The following is a 20,831-nucleotide window of genomic DNA, read 5'->3' as shown; positions in this document are numbered from 1 at the left end:
AGCAGGATGGTGTCCGACCTACCGAGAACGGGAACAGGACACACCGGCATGACCACGCCCCACTCTCCCCACCACCTCAAGCCGGAACTCGTCGTCATCCCGTGCGGCAGCCGCAAACTGGCCCACCCCGCGCGGGCCGCGGACATGTACATCGGCTCCTACCACCGCGCGTGCCGCAGCACGGCCGAAGCCCTGCGCCCCGACCGGCTGTTGATCCTCTCGGCGCGGTACGGCCTGCTCGATCTCGACGACGTCGTCGAGCCGTACGACACTCCGCACGGGGCAACAGGCGCCATTTCGGCCCCAGTTCTCCTGGAACAGGCGACGCGGCGTGGCATCGTGCGCCTCGATCCCGTCGTCGCTCTCGGTGGCGCCCGGCACGTCGGCCTGGTCCACGCCGTGTGGCCGCACGCCCACACGCCGCTCGCCGGAACACGCGGTATGGGTGAGCAGATGGTCCGGATGGCGGCAATACGCAACAGTCCCGTCCGCTGAGGGAGTCGGTCAACCCTCGTCGTGGTCGTACCGCGTGAACCGACGCGTCCCGGGTAGGAAACGGGGTCGGACGTGGCCGGACGGGCGGTCGCTCCTTGTACCTACGAAGGGAACGGTGCGGAGATGGCGTTGGAGCAGGCCTCCGAGGAGCTGGTGGACGCGGTCGTCGTGAACGACGGGCAGTTGCTGCTGGTGAATGTGCAGGGTGGTTGGGGTCTGCCGTCCGGTGTCCCCGAGGAGGCCGAGACGGCACAGGCCACCGCGGCGCGGGTGGTCTATGAACTCACGGGCTATCTCGTGGACGGGTCGAGCCTCCTGGAGCCGGGTTCCGCCGTGGTGTGTCACCTGTTGAGCCAGGATCCGTCCGGGGAGGCCCAGCTCACCGCCGGGCAGCTTCGCTGGGCGCCCTTCGCCGAAGCCGTCGACATCGACGGTGGGCTGCCCGCGCCGGTGCGCGCCTACTTGGAGGGCCATACGCCCGTGTAGGAAATACACCGGTCCGCCCGCGCGGTACCACTGGTACCGCGAGCGTCATGCCGAACACGCCGAAAGCCATGAACCTCCGCTTCCGAGACCCCCGGCAGCGCGCGGCCATCGAGGCGGCGGCCAAGCAGGCCGGCGTCAGCCTTCAGGAGTACATCCTCGCGGGCTTCAAGGAGTCCATGGCGCGCAGTGGCGAGGCGTTCGCGGCCGAGCCGGGCACCGCGGACTCCGCTGCGGAACAGCGGGCGGCCGAGGCGGACGCGCTCCGTGAACTCGAACGCCGGGAGCAGGGACACGCCGCGTGACCCAGCCCGACCCACCGCACACGCTGGACGTCACCTTCCTGCTGCACGCCGCCGAACTGCTCGACCGCGATCCCCAGGTCGACGACTACGGCCCGCTCTATGCCGCCGCCGCGCGCGTCGACGCCCGCGCGATGGAGCGCGACATCTACGGCTCCCTCCACCTCAAGGCGGCGGCGCTGCTACAGACCCTCGCGAAGCTGCCGTGTCTGGAGCACTCGAACGAGGCCTTCGCCTGGCATGCCACCGAGGCCTGGCAGTTGCGCGAGTGGACCACCGCCTGAGCCTCCGGGCCCGGCCTCAGTGGAGGTTGAGTCCGTTTCTGGTACCGGCCTCGTCCGGTCTGGGTGAGGAAACCCTGGCGGGTGAGGCGTCCGAGGCGGCTGCGGGTGATGTCGCCGGTCGCTTCGCCGGTGAGCACAGCGAGGAGTTCGTTCAACTCACGGTCCCTGAATGCCCGGCCGGGGTGCTGGTTGAAGGCGTTCACGATGGCTTACTGGGCGGTGCTCGTCTCGCGCGGGTCCGGTCCGGTTCCTGTCGATGGACCTCCGAGATGGTTCCCTGACTCGGGCGGTCGCCTCGTCGTGCTCGGTCCGGAGGCCGGCGAGGAGTTCGGTGATGTTCACGCGGCCGGTCCGAGGGAATCACACCAGGCCGGACTCGGCCTGGTGAGGCGGCGGGTCATGTGCGCGGTGAAGGCCCAGTGGACGCGTGAGGCGGAGGTGTCGGGCCGGTGGCCGTACTCACGGGCGAGGCGCCGGTGCAGCATCAGTGTGCCGTTCGTCTGTTCCACCACCCACCGCTTCGGCTGCGGAACGCAGCCTTTGCTCTGGTCCACCAGGGCCTTCTCCAGGCTCATCCCGCACCGCTCGGCGGCCTGGTGGAGCAAGGCGGTGCCGGCGGTGTTGTCGTGCGCGGATGCGGCCGACACGACCATCCCGACGCTCAGCCCCATCACGTCCACGGTCAGGCCCGGCTTGCGGCCCGACACCTTCTCGTCTGCGTCCAGTCCCGTCGTGGTCCTCGGGACACCGGCGGCCGCGCGGACGGACTGGCGCCATACGTCCGACCGCATGGCTGACGACTGCTTCGGGCGTCCACGACTCGCCGCGTCCACGATCCGCTCGGCCCCGGCCGCAGCGATCTCGATGGCCGCTCCGGGACGGGAGGCGGTGGTCGCCCAGGCGGCGGGAGCAGGGACTCGCCGCAACCGCGGGCCTGGACGGCCCCGCAGCTCGTCACTCCAGCCGGACGGGGAGGGCCTCCAGCCCGTGGATGAGGCTGGAGGGCCTCCACCGCAGCGACGACTGCGGAACCGCGAGTTTCAGCTCGGGGAAGCGGGACAACAGCGCCCCGAACGCGATCTCGCCCTCAAGCCGGGCCAGCGGCGCGCCGAGGCAGTAATGGATCCCGTGCCCAAACCCCACATGGCCCGACGTGTCCCGGCCCACGTCCAGCCGGTCGGCGTCGGCGAACCGGGACGGATCCCAGTTCGCCGACGCCGACGCGAGCATGACCCACTCTTTCGCAGGAATGGTGACATCACCGATGGTCACCGGCTCCAGCGTGAAGCGTTCAGTCGCATGATTCAGCGGATTCGCGTACCGCAGCAACTCCTCGACCGCCGAAGGCAGCAGCGAGGGATCGTCTCGCAGCCGTGCCAGTTCGGCCGGATGAGTAAGGAGTGCCAGCACCCCGTTGGCAATCAGGTTCAGCATCGTCTCGTGCCCGGCGACGAGCAGCAGGAACATCATCGAGAGCAACTCGTGCTCCGACAGTGAGTCCTCCGAGTCGCGGGCCGCGATCAGCGCCGAAACCAGGTCGTCCGTTGGTGCCCGGCGTCGCTCATTGACCAGGTGCGTGAAGTATTCGTACATGGCGACGGCAGACGCGCGGATTTCCTCGCGCGTCCCCTGCGAGGACAGCACCGCCTCCGACCACAGCCGGAACGACTGCCGGTCGCCGACCGGGACGCCGATCAGTTCGCAGATCACGGTCACCGACATCGGGAACGCGAACGCCTCGATCAGCTCCGCCTCGGCCGGCCCGTCCGCCATCGCGTCCAGCAATTCGTCCGCGACGGCAGAGATCCGCGGCCTGAGGGCGGCTACCCGGCGCGGAGTGAACGCCTTGACCACCAGACGGCGCAGCCGCGTGTGGTCAGGTTGATCCAGGTTGAGCATGTGCTGATCGAGATACGCCTGCACCGGGTCGACGTTGATGTCGAAATCCTCAGGCGTCATGTGCGTCACCCAGTCCTTGGCCACCCGCGGGTCGGCCAGCGCGGCACGTACATCCTCGTACCGGGTGACCAGCCATACCCGGATGCCCTCCGGCGTGATGGCCGACGTCACCGGCGCGGTTGAGCGCAGCCGAGCGAACAAACCTTGAGGATCCTGGAAGAATGAATCGCCCAGCCGCTCGGTCACGGTTGACAAATCCGCCCCTGCATTCACTATTCAGCCACCCTAACTAATAGCGCGCTTAGCCCCAAACGAGGCCGAATTCCAGACCAGTCGTCATGAGGGCGAGGGGCTGGTGCCAGGGACGTCCCGAGCACCAGCCGACGCCGGCGTCGCAGCTTTGGTGCGTGACCCTATTCGTCCGCCTCTGCTGTTGCCGGGCTGGAATCAAGCAGCCTCTTCTTTATGATCGTCGCCACTTCGTCGTACGCGCCGTAGTGGAAGAAGTGGCCACCCTCGAACACCTCGACATGGAAGTCGGCCGACGTCAATTCCTCCCACGCGTTGAGCCTGTCCAGACTGACGCCAGGATCGTGGCGACCGCCCAGCGCTGTGATCGGGACCGACACCTTCAGCAACGATGTCGGGCGCGGGACATACGTCTCCCAGACCGTGAGGTCCGCGCGGAGCAGGGGAAGCAGCAGTTGCATCAGCTCCGGCTGGGCGAGAACCTCCGGTGCGGTCCCTTCCATCTCCGCGACGGCCTCGACCAGCTCGTCATCCGTCTTCTCGTGCAGCACGGGCCCCGCGAACGGCAGATGTGGCCCGCCCAGCCCCGAGACGAACAGATGACGCGGAGGCTTGCCCAGCTCGGTCAGCGCGTGCGCCAGTTCATAGCTGAGCAGAGCGCCCATGCTGTGCCCGAACAAGGCGAAGTCCCGACCTGCGCGGCCGGCCAGGGGCCCGCTCAGTTCGGCAACGAGCTGTGCGGCCGAGCGCCGCGCCGGCTCCCTGTGACGGCTTTCCCGTCCCGGCAACTGGACAGGTATCGCCTCAATGCCCGGGGCGAGCAGTTCGGGCCAGTCCCGGTAGGCCGACGCGCCTGCCCCCGCGTGAGGCAGGCAGAACAACTGAATCGCGTTCGCGTCCAGTGCCGGCGCAGGAGTGGATACCGGCCGGCACGGAGGGAACCACGTCTCGTCGATGACCCCCGTCATGGACGCCCTTTCTCGGACTGGGCGGCCGGATCGGTCCGCTTCCGGATGTAGTTGGCGATGGCGCACGCCGTCGGGTCCTCGAAGAATTCCCCCAGCGTCATGCTCACGTCGAAGCGCCTGCCCACCTGGGTGAGCAGGCGGATGGCCAGCATCGACTGTCCGCCGGCGTCGAAGAAGTTCTCTTCACGGCCGAAACTCGGCACGTCCAGGAGTTTTCCGATGATGGCGGCGATCTCGTCATCGATCTCGTCGGCGTCGGCCTGGCGTGCCCCCGCATCCGCTGGAGACGGAGGTGTCTCCAGGGCCGGGAGCTGCGCCCGGTCGACTTTCATGTTGGCGTTCCTCGGCAGTTCGGGGAGGCGGACCAACCGCGCAGGCACCATGTATTCGGGCAACCGGTCCCGCAGGAATGCCAACAGGCCATTCGTCTGGGGTGATGCCACGGCTGCCGCCACGTAGTAACTGACGAGTGATTTGTCTCCGGTCCGAGCGTCAGCGACGGCAACCGTCACCGCCTCCTTGACCTCGGAATGCTGCGTCAGCGTCGCATCGACCTCATTCGTTTCGACCCGGAAGCCCCGGATCTTCACCTGGAAGTCGGCCCGGCCGAGGAAATCCAGTGAGCCGTCCGGCAGTTGGCGGACTTCATCGCCCGTCGCGTACATCCGCATGCCTGGCTCCGCCGCGAAGGGGTCCGGAAGGAACCGCTCGTTCGTCAGGTCCGGGCGGCCGAGATATCCCCGCGCGACGCTGTCACCGCCGATGTAGAGCTGGCCGGGCACCCCGGCCGGCTGAGGTTGCAGGGCGTCGTCGAGCACGTAGCAGGTCGTGTTCGAGATGGGCCGGCCGATCGGCACGCGCAATTGGTCTGCGGGCATCGGTGCGACCTGGTGCGCGGTGCTGAGCGTGGTGCATTCGGAGGGGCCGTAACCGTTGAGGAGCGTGCAGCCCGGCACCGCCGCGACGGAGTTGGCCTGGCCGACCGCCATGACGTCACCGCCGACAAGTACCTGGGAAACCGTGGCGAACGTCGAAGGGTCATCCGCCGCAAGCTGGTTGAAGAGCGGTGTCGCCACCACCATGGTGTCAATGCTCCACTCCCGCAGAGCGGCTGCCAGCAGGCCCGGCGAGAGTATGGTGTCGCGGTCGAATCCGATGAGTTGGCACCCATTGAGCAACGCCCCCCACACCTCGATCGTGGTGGCGTCGAAGGCCGCGTTCGCGATCTGCGCTACGCGGTCTCCCGGCTCGAACGTGAGGTAGTCGACGTCCCTCGTCCGCTGGACCACGTTGCGGTGCGTCAGACAGATGCCCTTCGGTGTGCCGGTCGATCCCGACGTGTACACCACATAGGCAAGGTCCTCAGGGCCGGCTCCGCCATCGACCCGGACGTCGTGAGCGGCGCTTCCCCGCACCGCGTCCCCGAGGTGCTCGGCCACCGTGATCACAGGGATGCCGAGACCGCCGGCATCATCTGCGCCGGCCTCTGTCAGCAACGCCACGGGCTTGGACTCCTCCAAGATCGTGCGCAACCGGGCGGGCGGGTGACCTCGATCCAGTGCCAGATAGGCACCGCCGGCCTTGATGGTGGCGAGCATGCCGACAACTAAGCTGACGCTCCGGTCGGCCTGGATCGCCACCAGCCGGTCAGGCCGCACGCCGAGTTCCCGCAGTCGGGCGGCCAGGGAGTTGGCGACCCGGTCAAGCTGCTGATAGGTCAGCGTGACGGGACCATATGTCACGGCGGGTGCGTCGGGACTGCGTACGACGTGCTCCGCGAAGAGATCGCCCAGCGAACTGTTCCGGGGCGTGTCCGTGCGCGGCGACGGAGCGCGAGGTGCCCTGTCGATCCCCTCGATCGCTGTATCAGACTTCGACATGGATTCCTCCAGAAGATGCATCGACGAGCTGGTTGGCGTCGGTCGGCATCCAGAACGGCATGACGTTCCCGACCTTCTCGATCATTCCGTGGCAGTAGGAACCACTGTGGTCACGGCTCTGCGTCAGCATGAACGGATACTGCAGCCGCTTGTGCTCGACCTTGAACACGCCGTCCGCGGGCATCGATTGGATCTGGACTGAATCGGCCAGATCTGCCAGGTACTCCGCCGGGACCTGCACGGTGTAGCTACGTGGACCGCTGCCCAGGAAACGGAGTTCCTGAAAATCTTCGGCGCGCACGTCCAGGGGCGTATTGCTATACATGTACGGACGGTTCAGCATGTCGATCTCGAACAGGGCCCGTACCTTGCCGTCGTCCCACCAGTCCTGACTCTGCGCGAAGCGACGCACATTATCGGTGAAGACTTCCCGATGCTCGTGCAGCACGGAGTGGATGTAGAAGCCGTAGTTGTTCACGTCGTAATATTCGGCGTCCCGGATGGACTGTTCCGCATACCCGAAGATGGGATCGCTCTCTCCTCGCTGGCGCAGGAATTCAGCGAAGGCGGCGAATATCTCCTGGTACTGCATCCCCAACTGCTTCACCAGGTAGCGGCTCACCGTCCGGAGACTGCGCGTGTTGTGCAAGGCGTGGAAAGCGTAGAAGTAATACATACCTTCGACGAATTCCGGTACGGAGACTTCTTTCGTGCCGATGACCACCCGGGCCTCCGAGGCACCCCCTCCGGCTTCCCGGCTCACGATCCCCATTTTCTCTACGCTGTGGAATATGGGGGTGTTGTTGAGGAGCAGGTGAGGGTACGCGATCACGGTTTGCGCCTCGTTGTCGCACAGCGTGCCGATGCCACGCTTGAAAGATTCGAGGGTTTCTCCTGGCAACGGCCAGATGAGCTCGATGTAGGAACTTATCTGCTTTTCGCGCAGATCTTCCTGGAGCTCGGCAAAGGCGCTCAACTTGATGTTGGAGCGGGCGATCAGATCAAGACTCTTCGGCTCAAGAGTCTGCAATGACACCGGCTGCGAGGCGATGAGGTTGGCATCCTGGAAGATGCCCGTGATTTTTGTGACCGCGTGTGGCTTGTTCTTTGCCGCTGAGAAGTAGAGGACGTTCGGCGCCCCGTACTCGACCGCACAGTCCGTGATGTGCCGAGAAATGTCGATATCTCGGCTCAGCATTCCCCAGTTCGCATCGGCGATGAAGAGGAAGAGAATCTCGTTCTTGGCAATCCACTTGATCTCTTCGCGGACCCTCTCCTCATCGAAACGGTGCACCCGGTCATTCGTGGCGGCACCCCAGAAGCAGAATCCGCAGTGGTAGGGACAACCGCGATTCGTCTCCAGGATGGCGATGCTGTAGGCGGAGTCAAAGACCCCCGTCAGGTACGGTGACGGAACGTCATCCAGGCTGCTGATCCTGGGCTGCTTCTCGGTCGTCACCAATTCCTGGTCACGATAGAAGCTGAGACCGTTGACTTCATCGAGTCGCGGAGTGGATTCAGTCAGCGCCCGGAGGTACTGCCTGAAGGTGACTTCCCCTTCGCCGTTGCAGATGACGGTTCGCTCGTCGGCGCTGTTCAGATAGCGCTGAGCCTGCGACATCACCTGTGGGCCACCAAGGATGATGTGTGCCTGCGGCCTTGCCTGCCTGATGACCTCCACAAGGGACCGCACCAGGCCCATATTCCACACGTAGCAGCTGAAGGCATAAACATCGGCTGCCGCCCCGAGTAACTCCCGGATGACAATTTCCCGGGGCGTCTTGGCTACCGTCGCATACCGCTCGAACTGATACTCGCTGCGCACTGTTGAGTCCGTCATGGCATACGCCTGGAGGTAACCAGAGGCCAACGGTGTCATGCGCTCGAATACGGCTAGTTCAACGAGGAGTACTTTCTTCACTTCACTTTCCTTTCAGGACGTGGAGAATATGAACTTCCGGTCACTGGATGGTTCTTGCTGCCTGCTCAGGCCGTAGTTGTGGAGGAGAAAGCCGCCGACGGAACACGCCACGGCCAGACAGACCGGCAGCGCCGAGGCCGTGGTGTCCGGCGCCCCGGGTTCCGGCGCATGCGCACCATGATCCCGAACAGCACAGCGGCGAGCGTGAACGGGATGGCCCCGATGGTCAGCGGCCCGACGTCCGACAGCACCTCCTTGGTCACCCCTGGTTTTCCTCTCTCGGCGATTACTCCCGGAATCCGCCCAGTCATACAGCGAAGAAGCGAGGACACCTGTCTGGAGCGAGTGCGCTCCCCGCGTGAGCGCGGTGTGCTGCTGCGATTCCACGTCGAGGTGGACCTCACGTTGCCGGGCAGGGGACTACAGGCGATCACCGTCGTACGGCTACGGCCGCCGACACGTGCGGTCATCGAACGGTTCCGGGACTCCGTGCCACAGATGCCCGAGGTGATCTCGATCTTCGTACTGACGGGCATCGATGACTCCCCCTCTCATGTGGCGGTGCGTGACACCGACCACCCGCACTCGGTGGTCTCGGACGAACTGACAGAGCGACAGGAGTTCGCGGACGTTCACACCTCGGTCGCCTACGCACACTTGCGGAAGAACGTCATCGATCCGATGCGAGGCCGTCAAGGACGGCGATCAGCAGATCGTTGGCCTCCGGGCTGCCTACCGTGATCCGCAGACCGGTATCGGAGAAACTGCGAACAAGCAGCCCACGCTGCTCCAGCGCGGCAGCCACGGGATCGGAATCCTCGCCGAGCGGCATCCAGAGGAAGTTGGTCTCGCTCGGCGGGATGTTCCATCCTTGCCTGATGAGAGCCTCTCGCAACCGCTCTCTTTCGGAAGTGATCCTGTTCACCTGTTCGAAGAGTTCGATCTCCGCACCCAGTGCGGCCAGGGCCGCCTGCTCCGCAATGCGGCTCACGCCGCACGGCACGGCACACTTGCGCAGGGCGTCGGCGATCTCAGGGTGGGCCACTCCGTAACCGACCCGCAGCCCGGCCAGTCCGTAGGCCTTGGAGAAGGTGCGGAGTACGACCAGATTGGGCCGGTTTCGATGGAGTTCGACTCCGTCCGGTGCTTCTGGCGCCTGACAGAACTCAAAGTAGGCCTCGTCCAGCACCACAAGGACATCGCTGGGCACCCGGCCCAGGAACCGCTTGAGTTCGGTGGAGCCAACGGCTCTGCCCGTGGGGTTGTTGGGCAGGCAGAGCAGCACCATGGTGGTCCGGGGTGTGATGGCCGCGGCCATCGCCTCCAGATCGTGCGTCTCGTCCTTGAGCGGCACCTCCACCGGAACCGCGCCGGCCATCCGTACGACGATGGGAAAGGCCTCGAACGACGGCCAGGCGTAGACCACTTCGTCGCCCGGCGAGAGCATGGCCTGACCGATCTGCTGATAGATGCCCACTGATCCCGGACCAGTGATCACGTGCGCGAGCGGCACGTCCAGCTTACGGGCGAGGGCGTCGGTGAGCTGCTCGGGATAGATCCCCGGGTAGTGGTTGGTTCGCGATGCGGCCCAGGAGATCGTCGCGAGGGCCGAAGGCAGCGGCGGACAAGGGTTCTCGTTGAGGTAGAGCCGGTGCGAGGTCCCCGTGGCGGGCGGTAGCGGCGGCTTGGGTACGTAGGCCGGTATGTCGCCGAGCACGGCGCGCGGCTCAGGTGAGGCGGAGCGCACTCCATCTTCTCCTCTGCTGCTATGTCTTGGGAGTGGTCAGCTAAGGTCGAAGGCCTGGCCCAGCCCCTGGGCTGCCGCCTCTTGAGCAATGGCGAAGCCGGACATGATGTCCTGCACGCCGAGACCGAGTGATTTGAAAACGGTGATCTCCTCGTTCTCTCGGCGTCCTGGATGCGCCCCGAGCAGCACTTCGCCCAACTCGGCCATGATGTGGTCAGGCCCGATAAGCCCCTCGGCAAGAGGACCGCGCAGATCCCCGGACTCGGCAAGAGCCGATTCCCTGCTGTCGACGAAGAAGGATGCGCCTGCCACGGCCTGCGAGGACAGCTCGCGGTGTTCGATGAAGGAAGCGCCGACGGCGTTGACATGGACTCCGGGTGCGAGATCCGCGGCCTGGACGACGGGCTCCTTGCTCGCTGTCGTGGTGCAGACCAGGTCAGCTCCCGCCAGTGCCTGGGCTGGAGTGGGCATGGCCTCCACCACGATGCCCAACTCCTCGGCCGCCCACCTGCGGTAGGCCTCCGCGTTCTGGCTGGTACGACTCCATACCCGGACCCGGTGCAACGGCCTGACCAGTTGCATGGCCTCCAGATGGCTACGGGCCTGGACCCCGGAGCCGAGGACGGCGAGATCCCCGGCGTCCGGCCGCGCCAGCGATTCGGTGGCGACAGCGGAAACCGCGGCAGTACGCACTGCGGTCACCGCACCCGCGTCCATCATCGCCAGCGGGGCGCCGGTATCCGGGTCGTAGACCAGGACGATGCCGATGTGCAGATCAAGGCCACGGGCCGGGTTCTCCGGCTTGAGCACCATGGCCTTCAGCCCGTACCCCGCCCAGTTCTCCCCTCCGACGAACCCTGGCATGGTGCCCAGCAGACCGGTGTCCTTTTCGGGCCGGAGGATTGTGCGCAGCGGCAGTTCCACTTGGCCACCGCTGTAGCGCCGCATCGCTTCCGCCATCACGGGCAGGGCACGCTCGACCGGGTAGAGCTCGCGCACCGTGGCACGGTCGATCAGGAGCATGGGCATACCTCCTCAGGAGTCGGAACCGGCGAGAGTGAAGGCGGACCACAACATGCGAATCTGCCGGGTGCGGGAGATGAATTCCAAGGCATTGGCCATGGCCGCCGGCCATGTGGTGAGCGCCAGGTCGACTTCCCCGCGGCGCACCTGCTCGGCGGCCGCACTGGTGGACGCCGCGAAGCAGATCTCCGCGACTGAGTACTGGTCCGGCAGGAGTTCCTCCACCAACGCGGCAGGCGCCGGGTGGGTGGCGATCCGGGCCGCCTTGGGGACCTGATGGCCGGGGGAGGCGGCGATGCCGTAGAGCGGGGTGTCCAAGAGGAACGCCCCGGCGAACCGCAGAGACGGGTCCATGTAGAAGCTGTTCACTCCCGCGTAGGCGTTGGCAACCACGACATGGCTGACCGCGCCTTCGCACAGTGCCGTGCCGGCGTCTTCATAGGCGTCGTAGAGGTGGATGTCGGGCGGGCCGCCGCAACTGTGGCATGCCCAGAGATGGAGAGCCGCGCGCTCGCTGCTGGTGCCGGCTGGGCCGAGTGTGCCTATCGATTCAACCGCCGGTCCGGAGGACAGAGCGGTGTCTATCCATCCTGCTGCCTGGGGCATGCTGTTCCTCTGAAGTGGACAGTCAGGCCGAGGCAGAACCGACGACCTGGAGCCAGTGGTGATATCGCTCGTCCTTACCGCGGACCACTTCGTGGTACGCGGTCATCAGGGCTGTGGTGAGCGGCCCGGGGACGCCCACTCCGACAGCACGTCCGCCGATCTCGGTCACGGGTACGATTTCCGTGCCGGTACCGGTGAGAAACACCTCGTCGGCGTTGCACAGATCGTCACGGCCGAGGTCGTGGAAGCCGGTCTCGACATCCATCAAGTCGGCGGCAAGCGTGACGACCGTGTCCCTCGTGATGCCCTCGACCAGGTCGGCTGTGATCGGAGGCGTGGTCAACCGGCCGTGGAGCACAGCGAACACGTTGGCCGTGCTGGCTTCTGCCACTTGGCCGCGGCTATTGAGCAGGATGGCGTCGTCATACCCGCCGGCGCGCGCTTCGTCCACGGCCAGTGCGTTGTTGACGTAGCCACCGGTGACCTTCGCGCGGACGGGCAACACGGTGGACTCCGGCCTGCGCCACGAGCTGATCGCGACGCGGATGCCGCCCCGGTCCGTATGCGAGTCCATCCGAAACGCGTTCATCGACAGTGCGTCCGACACGCCTGAAAGCTGGACGCCGGCCGGTGTGCCGGGCAACAGCGATCGCTTGAACGCCAGCGGGCGGACGTACATGTCAGTGGTCGCACCGATCCGGCGCAGCAGTTCGGCTGTCACGTCGGACAGTTGCTCCGCGTCCAGCCCTACGTCGATGCGCAGGGTTCGGGAGCTCCTGAGAAAGCGCGCATAGTGGTCGCGGCCACGGAAGATCGCCAGCCCGCCGTCCGGCTGGGCATAGGCGCGAATTCCCTCGAAGACGCCCGTCCCGTACTGGAGTGCCTGTGTGGTGACGGGCACCTGTGCCTGCTCCAGCGGCACGAACTCCCCGTCGTGGTAGGCCAGAGCCGCGATGGCCGGCGTCGTCTTGCCCGTGGACACTGCAAGGGCGTTGGTCACTGAGCCCGCCCGCTGGCCACGGCGAGGGCGGCGACGCGCTCCTGGTCAGGACCGGAGCGCCGGTCCTCCACCCTGGCGGCCTTCCAACTGACCATGGCGCCGGTCGTGGTGACGCTGCCCAGCGGGCCGTACTCGAATCGGGTCGGGACGTCGAGCCGCTCACGGACGGCTTGGGCGATCGCCGCCTCGTCGATCCGCGCGCCCTCGTCGCCGGGGGGTACCTCAAGGTGGAGGGTCAGCTCGTCCTGGCCGTCCACCGCGTCGATGATGATCTGGTAGTCGAGATAGCCCCGGGGGTGGGTCAGCAGCAGTTCCTCGAAGTCGTAGCCGCTGATCCGATTGCCGCCGATCAGCAGGATGTCGCGGGTGCGCCCGAGGACTTCCAGGGTGGGGGCGGGCAGGGCGTGATCCGCGGATGCGGGGCCCAGCCGGACCAGGTCTCCCGTGCGGTAGCGGACCAGGGGCTTGCTGCCTTGGTAGAGCGAGGTGACGACGAGTTCGCCGGTGCGGACGCCGTCGGGTCCCGGGGCGACCGCGAGCCCGGTGTCCGGGTCGATCACCTCGTACAGGTTGAGCAGCGGGGTGGTGTAAAGCGAACCGTCGGCACCGGCCGCGCCCATCACACCAGCCTCTTGCGAAGCGTAGAGGGCGTTGTAGGCCTTGCCGCCCCACACCTCGCCGATGTTCTCCATGAGGCTGGGGGAAGCAAGTTCACCCGTACACATCAGAACGTCGAGGCGGAAGTCCCGCCGCGGATGCAGACCTGCCGCGTACGCCTTCTTCGCGAGGGACAGCGCCATGCCCGGTGTACTGAACAGGCCGGTGGCCGGAAGGACCCGCAAGGTCTCCAGCGCCCGGTCGTACCCGACCATCGGTGAGTGCGGCCACATCTTGGCGACCGCGTGCCCGAGGTTGCGGCAGATGTCACCGAAGGTGTCCCCGAAAGCGTGCAGCTCGGTCGGCCCCGAGACACCGATCACCTGCTCGTCGCCGAACTGCCGGAAGATCGTGTCGTAGTACACCGTCAGCGCTGTGTTGGTGTGCAGCGAGTCGGTGTTGTTCCGCGGGCAAGGCGTACTCCGGCCGGTGGTGCCGGTGGTCTCGTAGAAGATCCATGCCTTGGACAGGGGGAGCGAGAGCACCTTCTCGAACTCGCGCCGCAGGTCGTCCTTCGTCGTGAACGGTACGGAAGCGAGGCACTCGGGAGCGAGAGAGACGATGGCATCGGGATCCACCGAGGCCAAGTGCCCCGCGTAGAAAGGAGACTTCTCCTTCACGTACGCCACCGTGCGGCGGAATTGCTGAAGTTGATGATCCGCCAGGTCCGCATCGGACCATGCATTCCCGACAAATGCCCGGTGTCGGTCCCGTATCTCTTTCGCGATCTCGGCAAGCTCTTCGTTGAAGACGGTGAACATGATTCCTCCTGCCAATCGTGTCAGCGGTATAACGGAAGGCTGCCGGTGAGCTTGTTCACTGCACTCTTGCTGCCGCAGACGGCGACTCCGATGTAAGGAAGGTCACCCGTGGCCAGATCAGCCGTTCGCGTGGTGTATTCGTCGTAGCTCCGCGACGACTGCGCTACTGCGGTGAAGTCGACCACGAAGACGTCGAGGATGCCGCCCGCCTTCAGCACGATGTCTCGCAGGTCCGTGACGTCCCCCTTCAGAATGGGCAGCGGGATCGCCGTGATCCCGGTGTGCGCCTGGCCGTCGGCGTCCTTGACGGAGTCACCGATGATGCCCTCGACAAACCGTCCGACGGACATCGAAAGAGCTGCCACGGTGTTCATCGCGCGCCCAGGGTCGAGGCCTTTTTCAACTACGAAGGCACACTTCTCGTACTCAGCAACCACTACAATCCCGCCATTCACTCGTCACCATCAAACTTCACTGCTCATGTCGTGCTGGAACAGCTTTTCCTGCGTTATTCTACGAGATCTACGATGACCCACTCGCTGATCTCTCGCCAGAGACGAATTGCTTCCTGGTGAAAGGGGTGCATCAGATAGCGCTCAAGGGCATCCTCGTCGTCCATCAGACCGATCACCGCGAAATCGTACGCGATAGCCCTGGTGGAAACGTTGCGCCCGACGCTCCATTCATTGAGTTCTGGCACCTCACCGCCCACCTTGGCTGCGGTACGCTCCGCTTCCTGCGCTTGCGGGTCGTCCCAGGAAACCCCAGCCTTGAACTTGAAAAGTACGATGTGCCGGATCATATTCGCCCTCCGAAGAACGATATGCGCACAGACATGGGATGGGGACGTTTTGCCCCTGATGGCAACACGTTCGGAAAATTCATGAGCGCGGTCGGCCGCCGTTCACCGACCGAGCAGTCGAGAGTCTGGCCGCGGTCCAGCAGCAGGGGTACGTCGAAGCTCAGAGGTTGGGGGAAACGGCGCATACGCAGATTGCGTCTTCCCACAACATCCTGGCCAGCGGTGCGGCACCACGTGAGGGAAGGCGGCAGGAGCACACCAGACCGTCACCACCCGTCGCGGGGCCCGCCAGCAACCACAGTCCGTCCGCGCGGCGCAGAAGCCGAGTTCAGGTCGCTCATGGCTCCGCCGTCGACCGAGCCCAGCGGAGCGGCGTACGGTCAAGACCGGAGATGCCACCGCCGCACGCTCTGGGAGTTCCACCCGGCATTACGAGCCCGCCCGAGCGTCGTCACCCGCTCCAGGGCCGGCCATTCCGCCTCGGCAAAGTCCGAGGATATTCAAGGCGAGAGCAGCTCCTCCCGCACCGAGCCCGGCCGTGTAGCGGTCGAGGATTACATTCTCGCGGGAGAGGACGGTCCGCGTCCCACCCTCGCTCATACGCTGACGCTGAATTCGAGTCGATAAGTCACATCTACGTCGAATCGAATTAATTATATACGGGTCCAGGACAACGTTTTCCTTACGATCTCCATCGATGTCGACACCTGCATCGACTGCCACGCTCACATTGGACTCCACGCCGACCCCATTCGCCCAGCATCGGGGTAGCACTTCCGGAGCTACCCTCTGACCTACCGTTGATCACTAACCAGAGAAGCAATATCCGCTAGAACTCAGACAGTAGGGAATCATTGACGGTGAACTCGGCATACCCGCACTCCTTGCGATGCCGCTGGCCGTGGTCGATTCCCAGCAGATGCAGGTCATGGTTCGCCCGATGAGGCCGACAAGCGAGAACAGCAGTCGATTCCGCCGGAAAATAGGACAACCACCTTTGGCAAGATATCCCCAACATCTCTCCAAGTCGCCGTGCCCGCACCAGGCACGCTGCACTGTCCCGCACGAGTGCCGCATGCCAACAACGGGTTGGCCACCCAAATTCGGGAATCGGCACAGGCTGCGCTAAGATTAGCAGGGAGCCTGTCCATGAAGACAGTGGTTCTTGCCCGTTAGTCCAACATTCGGGCCGTCAGATGCTCCAGATGTACTGGTTGAGGTTACTGTCCTCCCAATGCCGCAAAATGCCGCGAGAAGGATTGAATGCCGGACTGTATGGGATTTCGGAAAGTTGCGCAGCGTGACCGGAGGAATTGATTCCATCGGTTGCTGAAGCCCAAGGCGTTACGGGCTTCGAGCGAATCAGCCGGTTGGCGACGCCGTCGGCGACGCAGCCCTCGACCTGCTCGAACGGGTCTTTGAAGTCAGGCGGTGGGGAGGTGCCCGCAGGCCCGTCCCGTTGTGCCGCAGCCTGTGCGCCGGCGTTGGCTGTCGGCGTTGCCGGTCACGGACTGTTGTTCGCCCGGAACACCTGGATCCGGTTCGGCGAGTTGGGCGAAGCGCCGGTCGAGCCCCTGCGGCAGACCGGCCGCGGCCAGGGTGTCGTCGAGGCGGGCCCAGGTCACAGCGCGTTGCCAGGTGGCGTCGGACCCGGCAGCCGGGGCAAACGACGGCCGCACCCTCGTGGTACGGGCCCGGCAAGAGCAGCGTGCGATCGCGCCGCCGATCGGTCCACGTGTCGAGCGGCTCCTGCTGGAGGACCGCGTCAGCCCCGGGATGTTCGGTGAGTTCAGGACGAACAAGGCCGGCAAGCTCGGGTCGCCTTCGGCGTCGGCGAGGATCTCGGCAAGCTCTTCGACGTACAGGTAGGCGGTGTCACGGATCACCTCCGGCCCGAACCCCCGGGGCTCGCCGTAGACCACGAGCCGTCCCCGGCCCGGCGCACCGCCCTCGGCGAGAACGGACCGCCCCTCATCAATCCGACCGGACAGGGCAGCGTCGGCCGGCGCGCTGACGACAGCGATGTCGTAGCGGTAGCCAGGCGAGGAGATCACGCACACACCGCCCCGGGCCCAGCGGGGGCCTCGTCCAGACCCAACGGCCGCGCGACGCGGTCCACGGTCAGCTTCCGCGTTCGCTCCTCAGCGCCCTGCGGATCCGGGACCGTGTCGAGGAGGCGTTCGAGGGCACGGCTCGATCAACGCCCACCGCACGCCCGACCAGTCGCCGGGGTACGGCTTTCTGCCCACACCCCGCATCCCAACATGGACATGCCCATCACGCGCAGCCCGACTACCACGATCAAGCGATCACGAACCAGGGAAGATCGGACTCGACGTCCACTCAGGACGTCGCCTCGCGGATCCGCGCGAGCAGGGCGCGCAGCTGTGCGCGGTCCTCCGTGTCCAGGTCGGCCGTCGCCTCCGCGAGCGCGAGGCCGTCGACCTCCTCGGCCTCGCGATGGCACTCCCGGCCTTTGTCGGTGAGGCGCAGCAGGAACGCGCGCCGGTCGTGCGGATGCCGTAGGCGCTCCACCAGCCCGTCGCGCTCCAGGCTGTCGACGATGCTGGTCGTGGTCCGGGCCGCGACGCCGGTCATCTCGCTCAAGTCCCGCATGCGCAGCGGCTGTTCGGCATGGGCGAGCATCCGCAGGGCGCGCAGCCGAGCGACCGAGGCGCCGTTGGCGCGGAGCCGGGTCTCCACGAACTGCCGTAGCCGGTGGGTCGTCTCGTATAGCTCGTCGACCAGGATGTCGCTGCTGCCGTGCACTGCCATGGCGTTCCCCGTTTTCCCGTTTCCCCGTTTCGCGGTGAGGGTCGATTCTAGATCCTCGGCCGCGACCTATGAGCACTCACATAGTGAGTATGCTCAGCATGTGCTGCCGTTCCGACGTCGTCCCGTCTCCCCGGATTCCCCCGTCCCTCCCGTCCCCCTCGCCTCCCGAATACGCCTCCGTCCGCGCCCGGGCCAACGCCTGGTCGTGCCCGTCATGTGTGTCTGCGTGACGTTCATCGCGATCGTCGACGGAGCGATCACGACCGTCGCGCTCCCCTCCATCGCCCGCACGTTCCACCTGACCACGGCCGCCCTGGACGGTGTGGTCGTGGTCTACCCCGTCTGTCTGGCCATGGCCATCCCCGCCTCGGCCTGGCTGGTGGAGCGGTTCGGCGCCAAGCGCGTGCTGCTCACCGCTCTCGGCGCCTTCCTCGGCTCGTCACTGCTGTGCGGCGCGGCGGCCGACCTCGCTCAACTCGTCGCCTTCCGCGCGGTGCAGGGTCTGTCAGCAGGACTGCTCTTCCCCGCCGCGTCCTCGCTGCTCTACAGCACCTTCAACTCGTGGGAGCAGGTGCGGATCTCGCGGTACATGATCGTCCCGCAGCAGATGGCCCCGGCCGTCGCGCCGATCCTCGGCGGCCTGCTGGTGGACCATCTGTCCTGGCGCTGGGTGTTCTACGTCAACCTGCCGCTGGGCGTGCCCGCGGTGGTGTTCGGGGCGGTCTTCCTGGCCGAGCACCGCGGTCATCGGCCGGGCCGGTTCGACCTCACCGGGCTGCTGCTGAGCGCGGCGGCTCTGGGTTCCGTGATGTTCGGGGTCTGCGAGGGCCCCAACCGCGGCTGGTCCTCCCCCGCCGTCGTCACCGCCCTCGTGCTCGGCGCGGTGCTGCTGACCGCCGCCGTTCTCTTCGAACTGCGCGTCGCCGAACCGCTGTTGAGGCTCCGGCTGTTCGCGGACCGGCTCTTCCGGGACACCAACCTGATCAATCTGGTGGGCTTGGTGCCGATCCTGGGCGCCATGTACCTCGGCCCGCTCTTCCTCCAGCAGGGCCAGGGCCGTTCAGCCTTGGAGTCCGGCACCAGCACCTTCCCCGAGGCCTTCGGTGTGCTGCTGACCGTGCAGATCGCCGGGGTCCTGTACTCCAGGGTCGGCCCCCGGATCATCATCGGCTCCGGGCTGGCCATGGTGAGCGGAGTCCTGCTGCTCTTCGCCACCTGCGATCAGGACACCGGCCTGTGGACGTTCCGCACGTACATGTTCCTGCTCGGCGTCGGCATGGGCGGTGTCTTCATGCCGACCACGGTGGCCTCGCTGGCGACCGTCTCCCGCAAGGACCTGGCCCAGGCATCGACGCTGAACACCGTGGTACGGCAGACCGGGGGCGCCTTCGCCCCGGCGGCGGTGACCACGGCACTGGTGCTGAGCACGCCCACGGCAGCCGCGGCGGATCCGCCCGTCACCGCCTACCAGCACGCCTATCTCGCCCTGGCCGCCCTCGCCGCGGCGACCTCCCTCTTCGCCTTCACCCTCCGCGACGGTCCGGCCCGCGCCGCCGCCCGTGGGACCACGACGTCGGGCGGGACGGCTTCGCCGCGACGCCGGCACGAGGAGGCGCACTAGCCGTGCCGCGCCCTCACTGGCTCACCGGTGAAACCGACCAGGAATCACGCGAGTTGAGTACGGCGGTCGTACACCCGGCGAGTCGCTTGTAGCCCTGGGAGACGGCCGTCGCTTGCTCCTCGGGCACCGGGCCGCCGGTCTCCTCCGCCAGGGCGATGATCTTCTCCGGGCCCAACTCGCGGTTGGCCAGCACCAGTTGGTTGAGGGATTCGCGGCGCAGTTCCTCGTACCGCGCCAAGGCCCGTACCGGATCGTCGTGGTGGGCGAGGGTCCAGGCCAGGACGCGGGCGTCGACGATGGACTGGGAGCCGCCGTTCATGCCCATGGGATACATGGGATGGGCGGCGTCCCCGACCAGCGTCACCCTCTCGAAGCTCCAGCGCGGCAGCGGATCGCGGTCCACCATCGGATACTCGTGGATGCCGGTGGACTCATGGACCAGTTCGGGCAGGTCGATCCACGGCAGGCTCCACTCCGCCACCCCGGCCAGCGCCTCATCCACGCCAACTGGCCCGTAGGAGCCGTCCGTTGTCTCACCGGACCGCGGGCCCCGGAGTTCCAGTACCCAGTTCATCAGTGCGGGTCCGCCCTCGACGGCCGGGTCCTCGACGGGGTAGGCGACGAACTTGTCCCCGGGGCGCCCTCCGGCCACCACGATCGACCGCCCGCCGAGTATGTGCGGATACCGGCTCAACCCCCGCCACATGCGCACCCCGTTCCCGCTCAGGGCGCCCTCACCGGGGTGCAGTTGGGCCCGCAGCCGGGAGCCGATGCCGTCGGCGCCGACGAGGGCGTCGGCCTCGATCACCACCGATCCCCCGGTGTGCCGGTCCGTGAACTGGGCCGCCACGCCCCGTTCTTGGGGCTCGAAGCGTTCGAAGACCAGGCCGGTACGGATCGTGTCCGGCCCGACGCGGGTGCGGACCGCGTCCAGCAGCATCATCTGCAACTTGCCCCGGTGGACGGAGTATTGGGGCCACTTGTAGCCGGCCGCCAGACCTAGCGGTTCCTCCCAGATCCGGTGCCCTCGGCGATCGCAGTAGACCAGTCGCTCCGGCGGCAGCGCGATGGCGTCCAGCGCGTCGCCGAGGCCGAGTTCGGTGAGTTCGCGCACCGCGTGGGGAAGCAGGTTGATGCCGACGCCGAGTGCCCGCAGTTCGCGCGCGGACTCGCACACCACCGGTGTCATTCCCGCGGCACGCAGACTGAGAGCGGCGACAAGACCGGCGACACCGCCGCCCACCACAACGATCTTCACATGTTCTCCCTTGCGTTCCGCCCTGCCAACTCACCCTGGAACCTGGCCAGTTCGGGGTGCGGGGCCAGGTCGGGGGGCGGCTCGTCCCCCACCGTCACCA

General features: G+C 66.3%; 20 protein-coding genes and 2 pseudogenes. 6 read left to right on the top strand and 16 right to left on the bottom strand.

Going from position 1 to position 20,831, the window contains the following annotated elements; all coding sequences use genetic code 11:
- Positions 1 to 48 precede the first annotated feature (48 nt).
- From ACWIHT_RS03995 to ACWIHT_RS03980, 4 genes and pseudogenes are all read left to right on the top strand, one after another.
- Positions 49 to 495 (top strand): DUF6884 domain-containing protein, encoded by a 447-nt coding sequence (locus ACWIHT_RS03995; RefSeq protein WP_456164105.1) that lies wholly within the window; start codon positions 49 to 51, stop codon positions 493 to 495.
- A gap of 123 nt (positions 496 to 618) precedes the next feature.
- Complete coding sequence (locus tag ACWIHT_RS03990) at positions 619 to 981, top strand: NUDIX domain-containing protein (RefSeq protein ID WP_456164103.1); 363 nt, start codon at positions 619 to 621, stop codon at positions 979 to 981.
- Positions 982 to 1,028: 47 nt separating this feature from the next.
- A complete protein-coding gene (locus ACWIHT_RS03985) occupies positions 1,029 to 1,283 on the top strand; it encodes a hypothetical protein (protein WP_456164101.1) in 255 nt (84 codons plus the stop codon).
- Positions 1,280 to 1,537, top strand: a pseudogene (locus tag ACWIHT_RS03980) (fic family toxin-antitoxin system, toxin component); the annotation flags it as partial. The gene ACWIHT_RS03985 and the pseudogene ACWIHT_RS03980, both read left to right, overlap by 4 nt.
- A gap of 365 nt (positions 1,538 to 1,902) precedes the next feature.
- On the opposite strand, the pseudogene ACWIHT_RS03975 reads toward ACWIHT_RS03980, so the two are convergent.
- The 5 genes and pseudogenes from ACWIHT_RS03975 to ACWIHT_RS03955 form a co-directional block, all read right to left on the bottom strand.
- Positions 1,903 to 2,334, bottom strand: a pseudogene (locus ACWIHT_RS03975) (IS5/IS1182 family transposase); the annotation flags it as partial.
- A 184-nt stretch (positions 2,335 to 2,518) separates the two neighbouring features.
- Complete coding sequence (locus ACWIHT_RS03970; protein WP_456164099.1) at positions 2,519 to 3,709, bottom strand: cytochrome P450 family protein; 1,191 nt, start codon at positions 3,707 to 3,709, stop codon at positions 2,519 to 2,521.
- Between the two features lie 167 nt (positions 3,710 to 3,876).
- The gene (locus tag ACWIHT_RS03965; protein ID WP_456164097.1) at positions 3,877 to 4,680 is read right to left on the bottom strand and encodes a thioesterase II family protein; all 804 of its coding nucleotides are present in this window, start codon (positions 4,678 to 4,680) and stop codon (positions 3,877 to 3,879) included.
- A complete protein-coding gene (locus tag ACWIHT_RS03960) occupies positions 4,677 to 6,560 on the bottom strand; it encodes an amino acid adenylation domain-containing protein (protein WP_456164095.1) in 1,884 nt (627 codons plus the stop codon). Before ACWIHT_RS03960 ends, ACWIHT_RS03965 begins: the two co-directional genes overlap by 4 nt.
- A complete protein-coding gene (locus ACWIHT_RS03955; protein ID WP_456164093.1) occupies positions 6,547 to 8,481 on the bottom strand; it encodes a cobalamin-dependent protein in 1,935 nt (644 codons plus the stop codon). Before ACWIHT_RS03955 ends, ACWIHT_RS03960 begins: the two co-directional genes overlap by 14 nt.
- Positions 8,482 to 8,649: 168 nt before the next feature.
- Here ACWIHT_RS03955 and ACWIHT_RS03950 point away from each other — a divergent pair, with 168 nt between their 5' ends.
- Entirely contained in the window at positions 8,650 to 9,222 is a 573-nt protein-coding gene (locus ACWIHT_RS03950; RefSeq protein ID WP_456164091.1) for an Lrp/AsnC family transcriptional regulator, read from the top strand.
- On the opposite strand, the gene ACWIHT_RS03945 is transcribed toward ACWIHT_RS03950, so the two are convergent.
- The 10 genes from ACWIHT_RS03945 to ACWIHT_RS03900 form a co-directional block, all read right to left on the bottom strand.
- On the bottom strand, positions 9,152 to 10,228 hold the full coding sequence (locus ACWIHT_RS03945) for a histidinol-phosphate transaminase (RefSeq protein WP_456164089.1): 1,077 nt from the start codon (positions 10,226 to 10,228) through the stop codon (positions 9,152 to 9,154). The two genes, ACWIHT_RS03950 and ACWIHT_RS03945, sit on opposite strands and share 71 nt — an antisense overlap.
- A gap of 36 nt (positions 10,229 to 10,264) precedes the next feature.
- Positions 10,265 to 11,251 (bottom strand): ornithine cyclodeaminase family protein, encoded by a 987-nt coding sequence (locus ACWIHT_RS03940; protein ID WP_456164087.1) that lies wholly within the window; start codon positions 11,249 to 11,251, stop codon positions 10,265 to 10,267.
- Positions 11,252 to 11,263: 12 nt separating this feature from the next.
- Positions 11,264 to 11,857 carry a prephenate dehydratase domain-containing protein gene (locus ACWIHT_RS03935; RefSeq protein ID WP_456164085.1) on the bottom strand — a complete coding sequence of 198 codons (594 nt, stop codon included), beginning with the start codon at positions 11,855 to 11,857 and terminating at the stop codon, positions 11,264 to 11,266.
- A 22-nt stretch (positions 11,858 to 11,879) separates the two neighbouring features.
- The gene (locus ACWIHT_RS03930) at positions 11,880 to 12,857 is read right to left on the bottom strand and encodes a branched-chain amino acid transaminase (RefSeq protein WP_456164083.1); all 978 of its coding nucleotides are present in this window, start codon (positions 12,855 to 12,857) and stop codon (positions 11,880 to 11,882) included.
- Positions 12,854 to 14,134, bottom strand: a complete 1,281-nt coding sequence (locus ACWIHT_RS03925; protein ID WP_456164081.1) for a phenylacetate--CoA ligase family protein — start codon at positions 14,132 to 14,134, stop codon at positions 12,854 to 12,856. Before ACWIHT_RS03925 ends, ACWIHT_RS03930 begins: the two co-directional genes overlap by 4 nt.
- 161 nt (positions 14,135 to 14,295) lie before the next feature.
- Positions 14,296 to 14,712: a DUF2000 domain-containing protein gene (locus ACWIHT_RS03920; protein WP_456164079.1), complete on the bottom strand. Its 417-nt coding sequence runs from the start codon at positions 14,710 to 14,712 to the stop codon at positions 14,296 to 14,298.
- Positions 14,713 to 14,783: 71 nt separating this feature from the next.
- Positions 14,784 to 15,077 (bottom strand): Dabb family protein, encoded by a 294-nt coding sequence (locus ACWIHT_RS03915; RefSeq protein WP_456164077.1) that lies wholly within the window; start codon positions 15,075 to 15,077, stop codon positions 14,784 to 14,786.
- Between the two features lie 429 nt (positions 15,078 to 15,506).
- A complete protein-coding gene (locus ACWIHT_RS03910) occupies positions 15,507 to 15,800 on the bottom strand; it encodes a chorismate mutase (protein WP_456164583.1) in 294 nt (97 codons plus the stop codon).
- A 701-nt stretch (positions 15,801 to 16,501) separates the two neighbouring features.
- A complete protein-coding gene (locus tag ACWIHT_RS03905; protein WP_456164075.1) occupies positions 16,502 to 17,131 on the bottom strand; it encodes a hypothetical protein in 630 nt (209 codons plus the stop codon).
- Between the two features lie 289 nt (positions 17,132 to 17,420).
- Positions 17,421 to 17,852, bottom strand: a complete 432-nt coding sequence (locus tag ACWIHT_RS03900) for a MarR family winged helix-turn-helix transcriptional regulator (protein ID WP_456164073.1) — start codon at positions 17,850 to 17,852, stop codon at positions 17,421 to 17,423.
- A gap of 214 nt (positions 17,853 to 18,066) precedes the next feature.
- Here ACWIHT_RS03900 and ACWIHT_RS03895 point away from each other — a divergent pair, with 214 nt between their 5' ends.
- Positions 18,067 to 19,473: a DHA2 family efflux MFS transporter permease subunit gene (locus ACWIHT_RS03895; protein WP_456164581.1), complete on the top strand. Its 1,407-nt coding sequence runs from the start codon at positions 18,067 to 18,069 to the stop codon at positions 19,471 to 19,473.
- A 13-nt stretch (positions 19,474 to 19,486) separates the two neighbouring features.
- On the opposite strand, the gene ACWIHT_RS03890 is transcribed toward ACWIHT_RS03895, so the two are convergent.
- Entirely contained in the window at positions 19,487 to 20,731 is a 1,245-nt protein-coding gene (locus tag ACWIHT_RS03890) for an FAD-dependent monooxygenase (RefSeq protein ID WP_456164071.1), read from the bottom strand.
- Positions 20,732 to 20,831 lie beyond the last annotated feature (100 nt).

The sequence above is a fragment of the Streptomyces sp. NPDC002276 genome, from assembly GCF_053891435.1.
This window is presented reverse-complemented; position numbering and strand designations above follow the sequence as displayed.

Excerpts from the sequence above, each read along its gene's own strand:
- ACWIHT_RS03915 (WP_456164077.1), bottom strand. The coding sequence starts at position 15,077 with ATGATCCGGCACATCGTACTTTTCAAGTTCAAGGCTGGGGTTTCCTGG.
- ACWIHT_RS03995 (WP_456164105.1), top strand. The coding sequence starts at position 49 with ATGACCACGCCCCACTCTCCCCACCACCTCAAGCCGGAACTCGTCGTC.
- ACWIHT_RS03895 (WP_456164581.1), top strand. The coding sequence starts at position 18,067 with ATGTGTGTCTGCGTGACGTTCATCGCGATCGTCGACGGAGCGATCACG.
- ACWIHT_RS03935 (WP_456164085.1), bottom strand. The coding sequence starts at position 11,857 with ATGCCCCAGGCAGCAGGATGGATAGACACCGCTCTGTCCTCCGGACCG.
- ACWIHT_RS03960 (WP_456164095.1), bottom strand. The coding sequence starts at position 6,560 with ATGTCGAAGTCTGATACAGCGATCGAGGGGATCGACAGGGCACCTCGC.
- ACWIHT_RS03990 (WP_456164103.1), top strand. The coding sequence starts at position 619 with ATGGCGTTGGAGCAGGCCTCCGAGGAGCTGGTGGACGCGGTCGTCGTG.
- ACWIHT_RS03965 (WP_456164097.1), bottom strand. The coding sequence starts at position 4,680 with ATGACGGGGGTCATCGACGAGACGTGGTTCCCTCCGTGCCGGCCGGTA.
- ACWIHT_RS03940 (WP_456164087.1), bottom strand. The coding sequence starts at position 11,251 with ATGCTCCTGATCGACCGTGCCACGGTGCGCGAGCTCTACCCGGTCGAG.
- ACWIHT_RS03985 (WP_456164101.1), top strand. The coding sequence starts at position 1,029 with ATGCCGAACACGCCGAAAGCCATGAACCTCCGCTTCCGAGACCCCCGG.
- ACWIHT_RS03950 (WP_456164091.1), top strand. The coding sequence starts at position 8,650 with ATGCGCACCATGATCCCGAACAGCACAGCGGCGAGCGTGAACGGGATG.
- ACWIHT_RS03900 (WP_456164073.1), bottom strand. The coding sequence starts at position 17,852 with ATGGCAGTGCACGGCAGCAGCGACATCCTGGTCGACGAGCTATACGAG.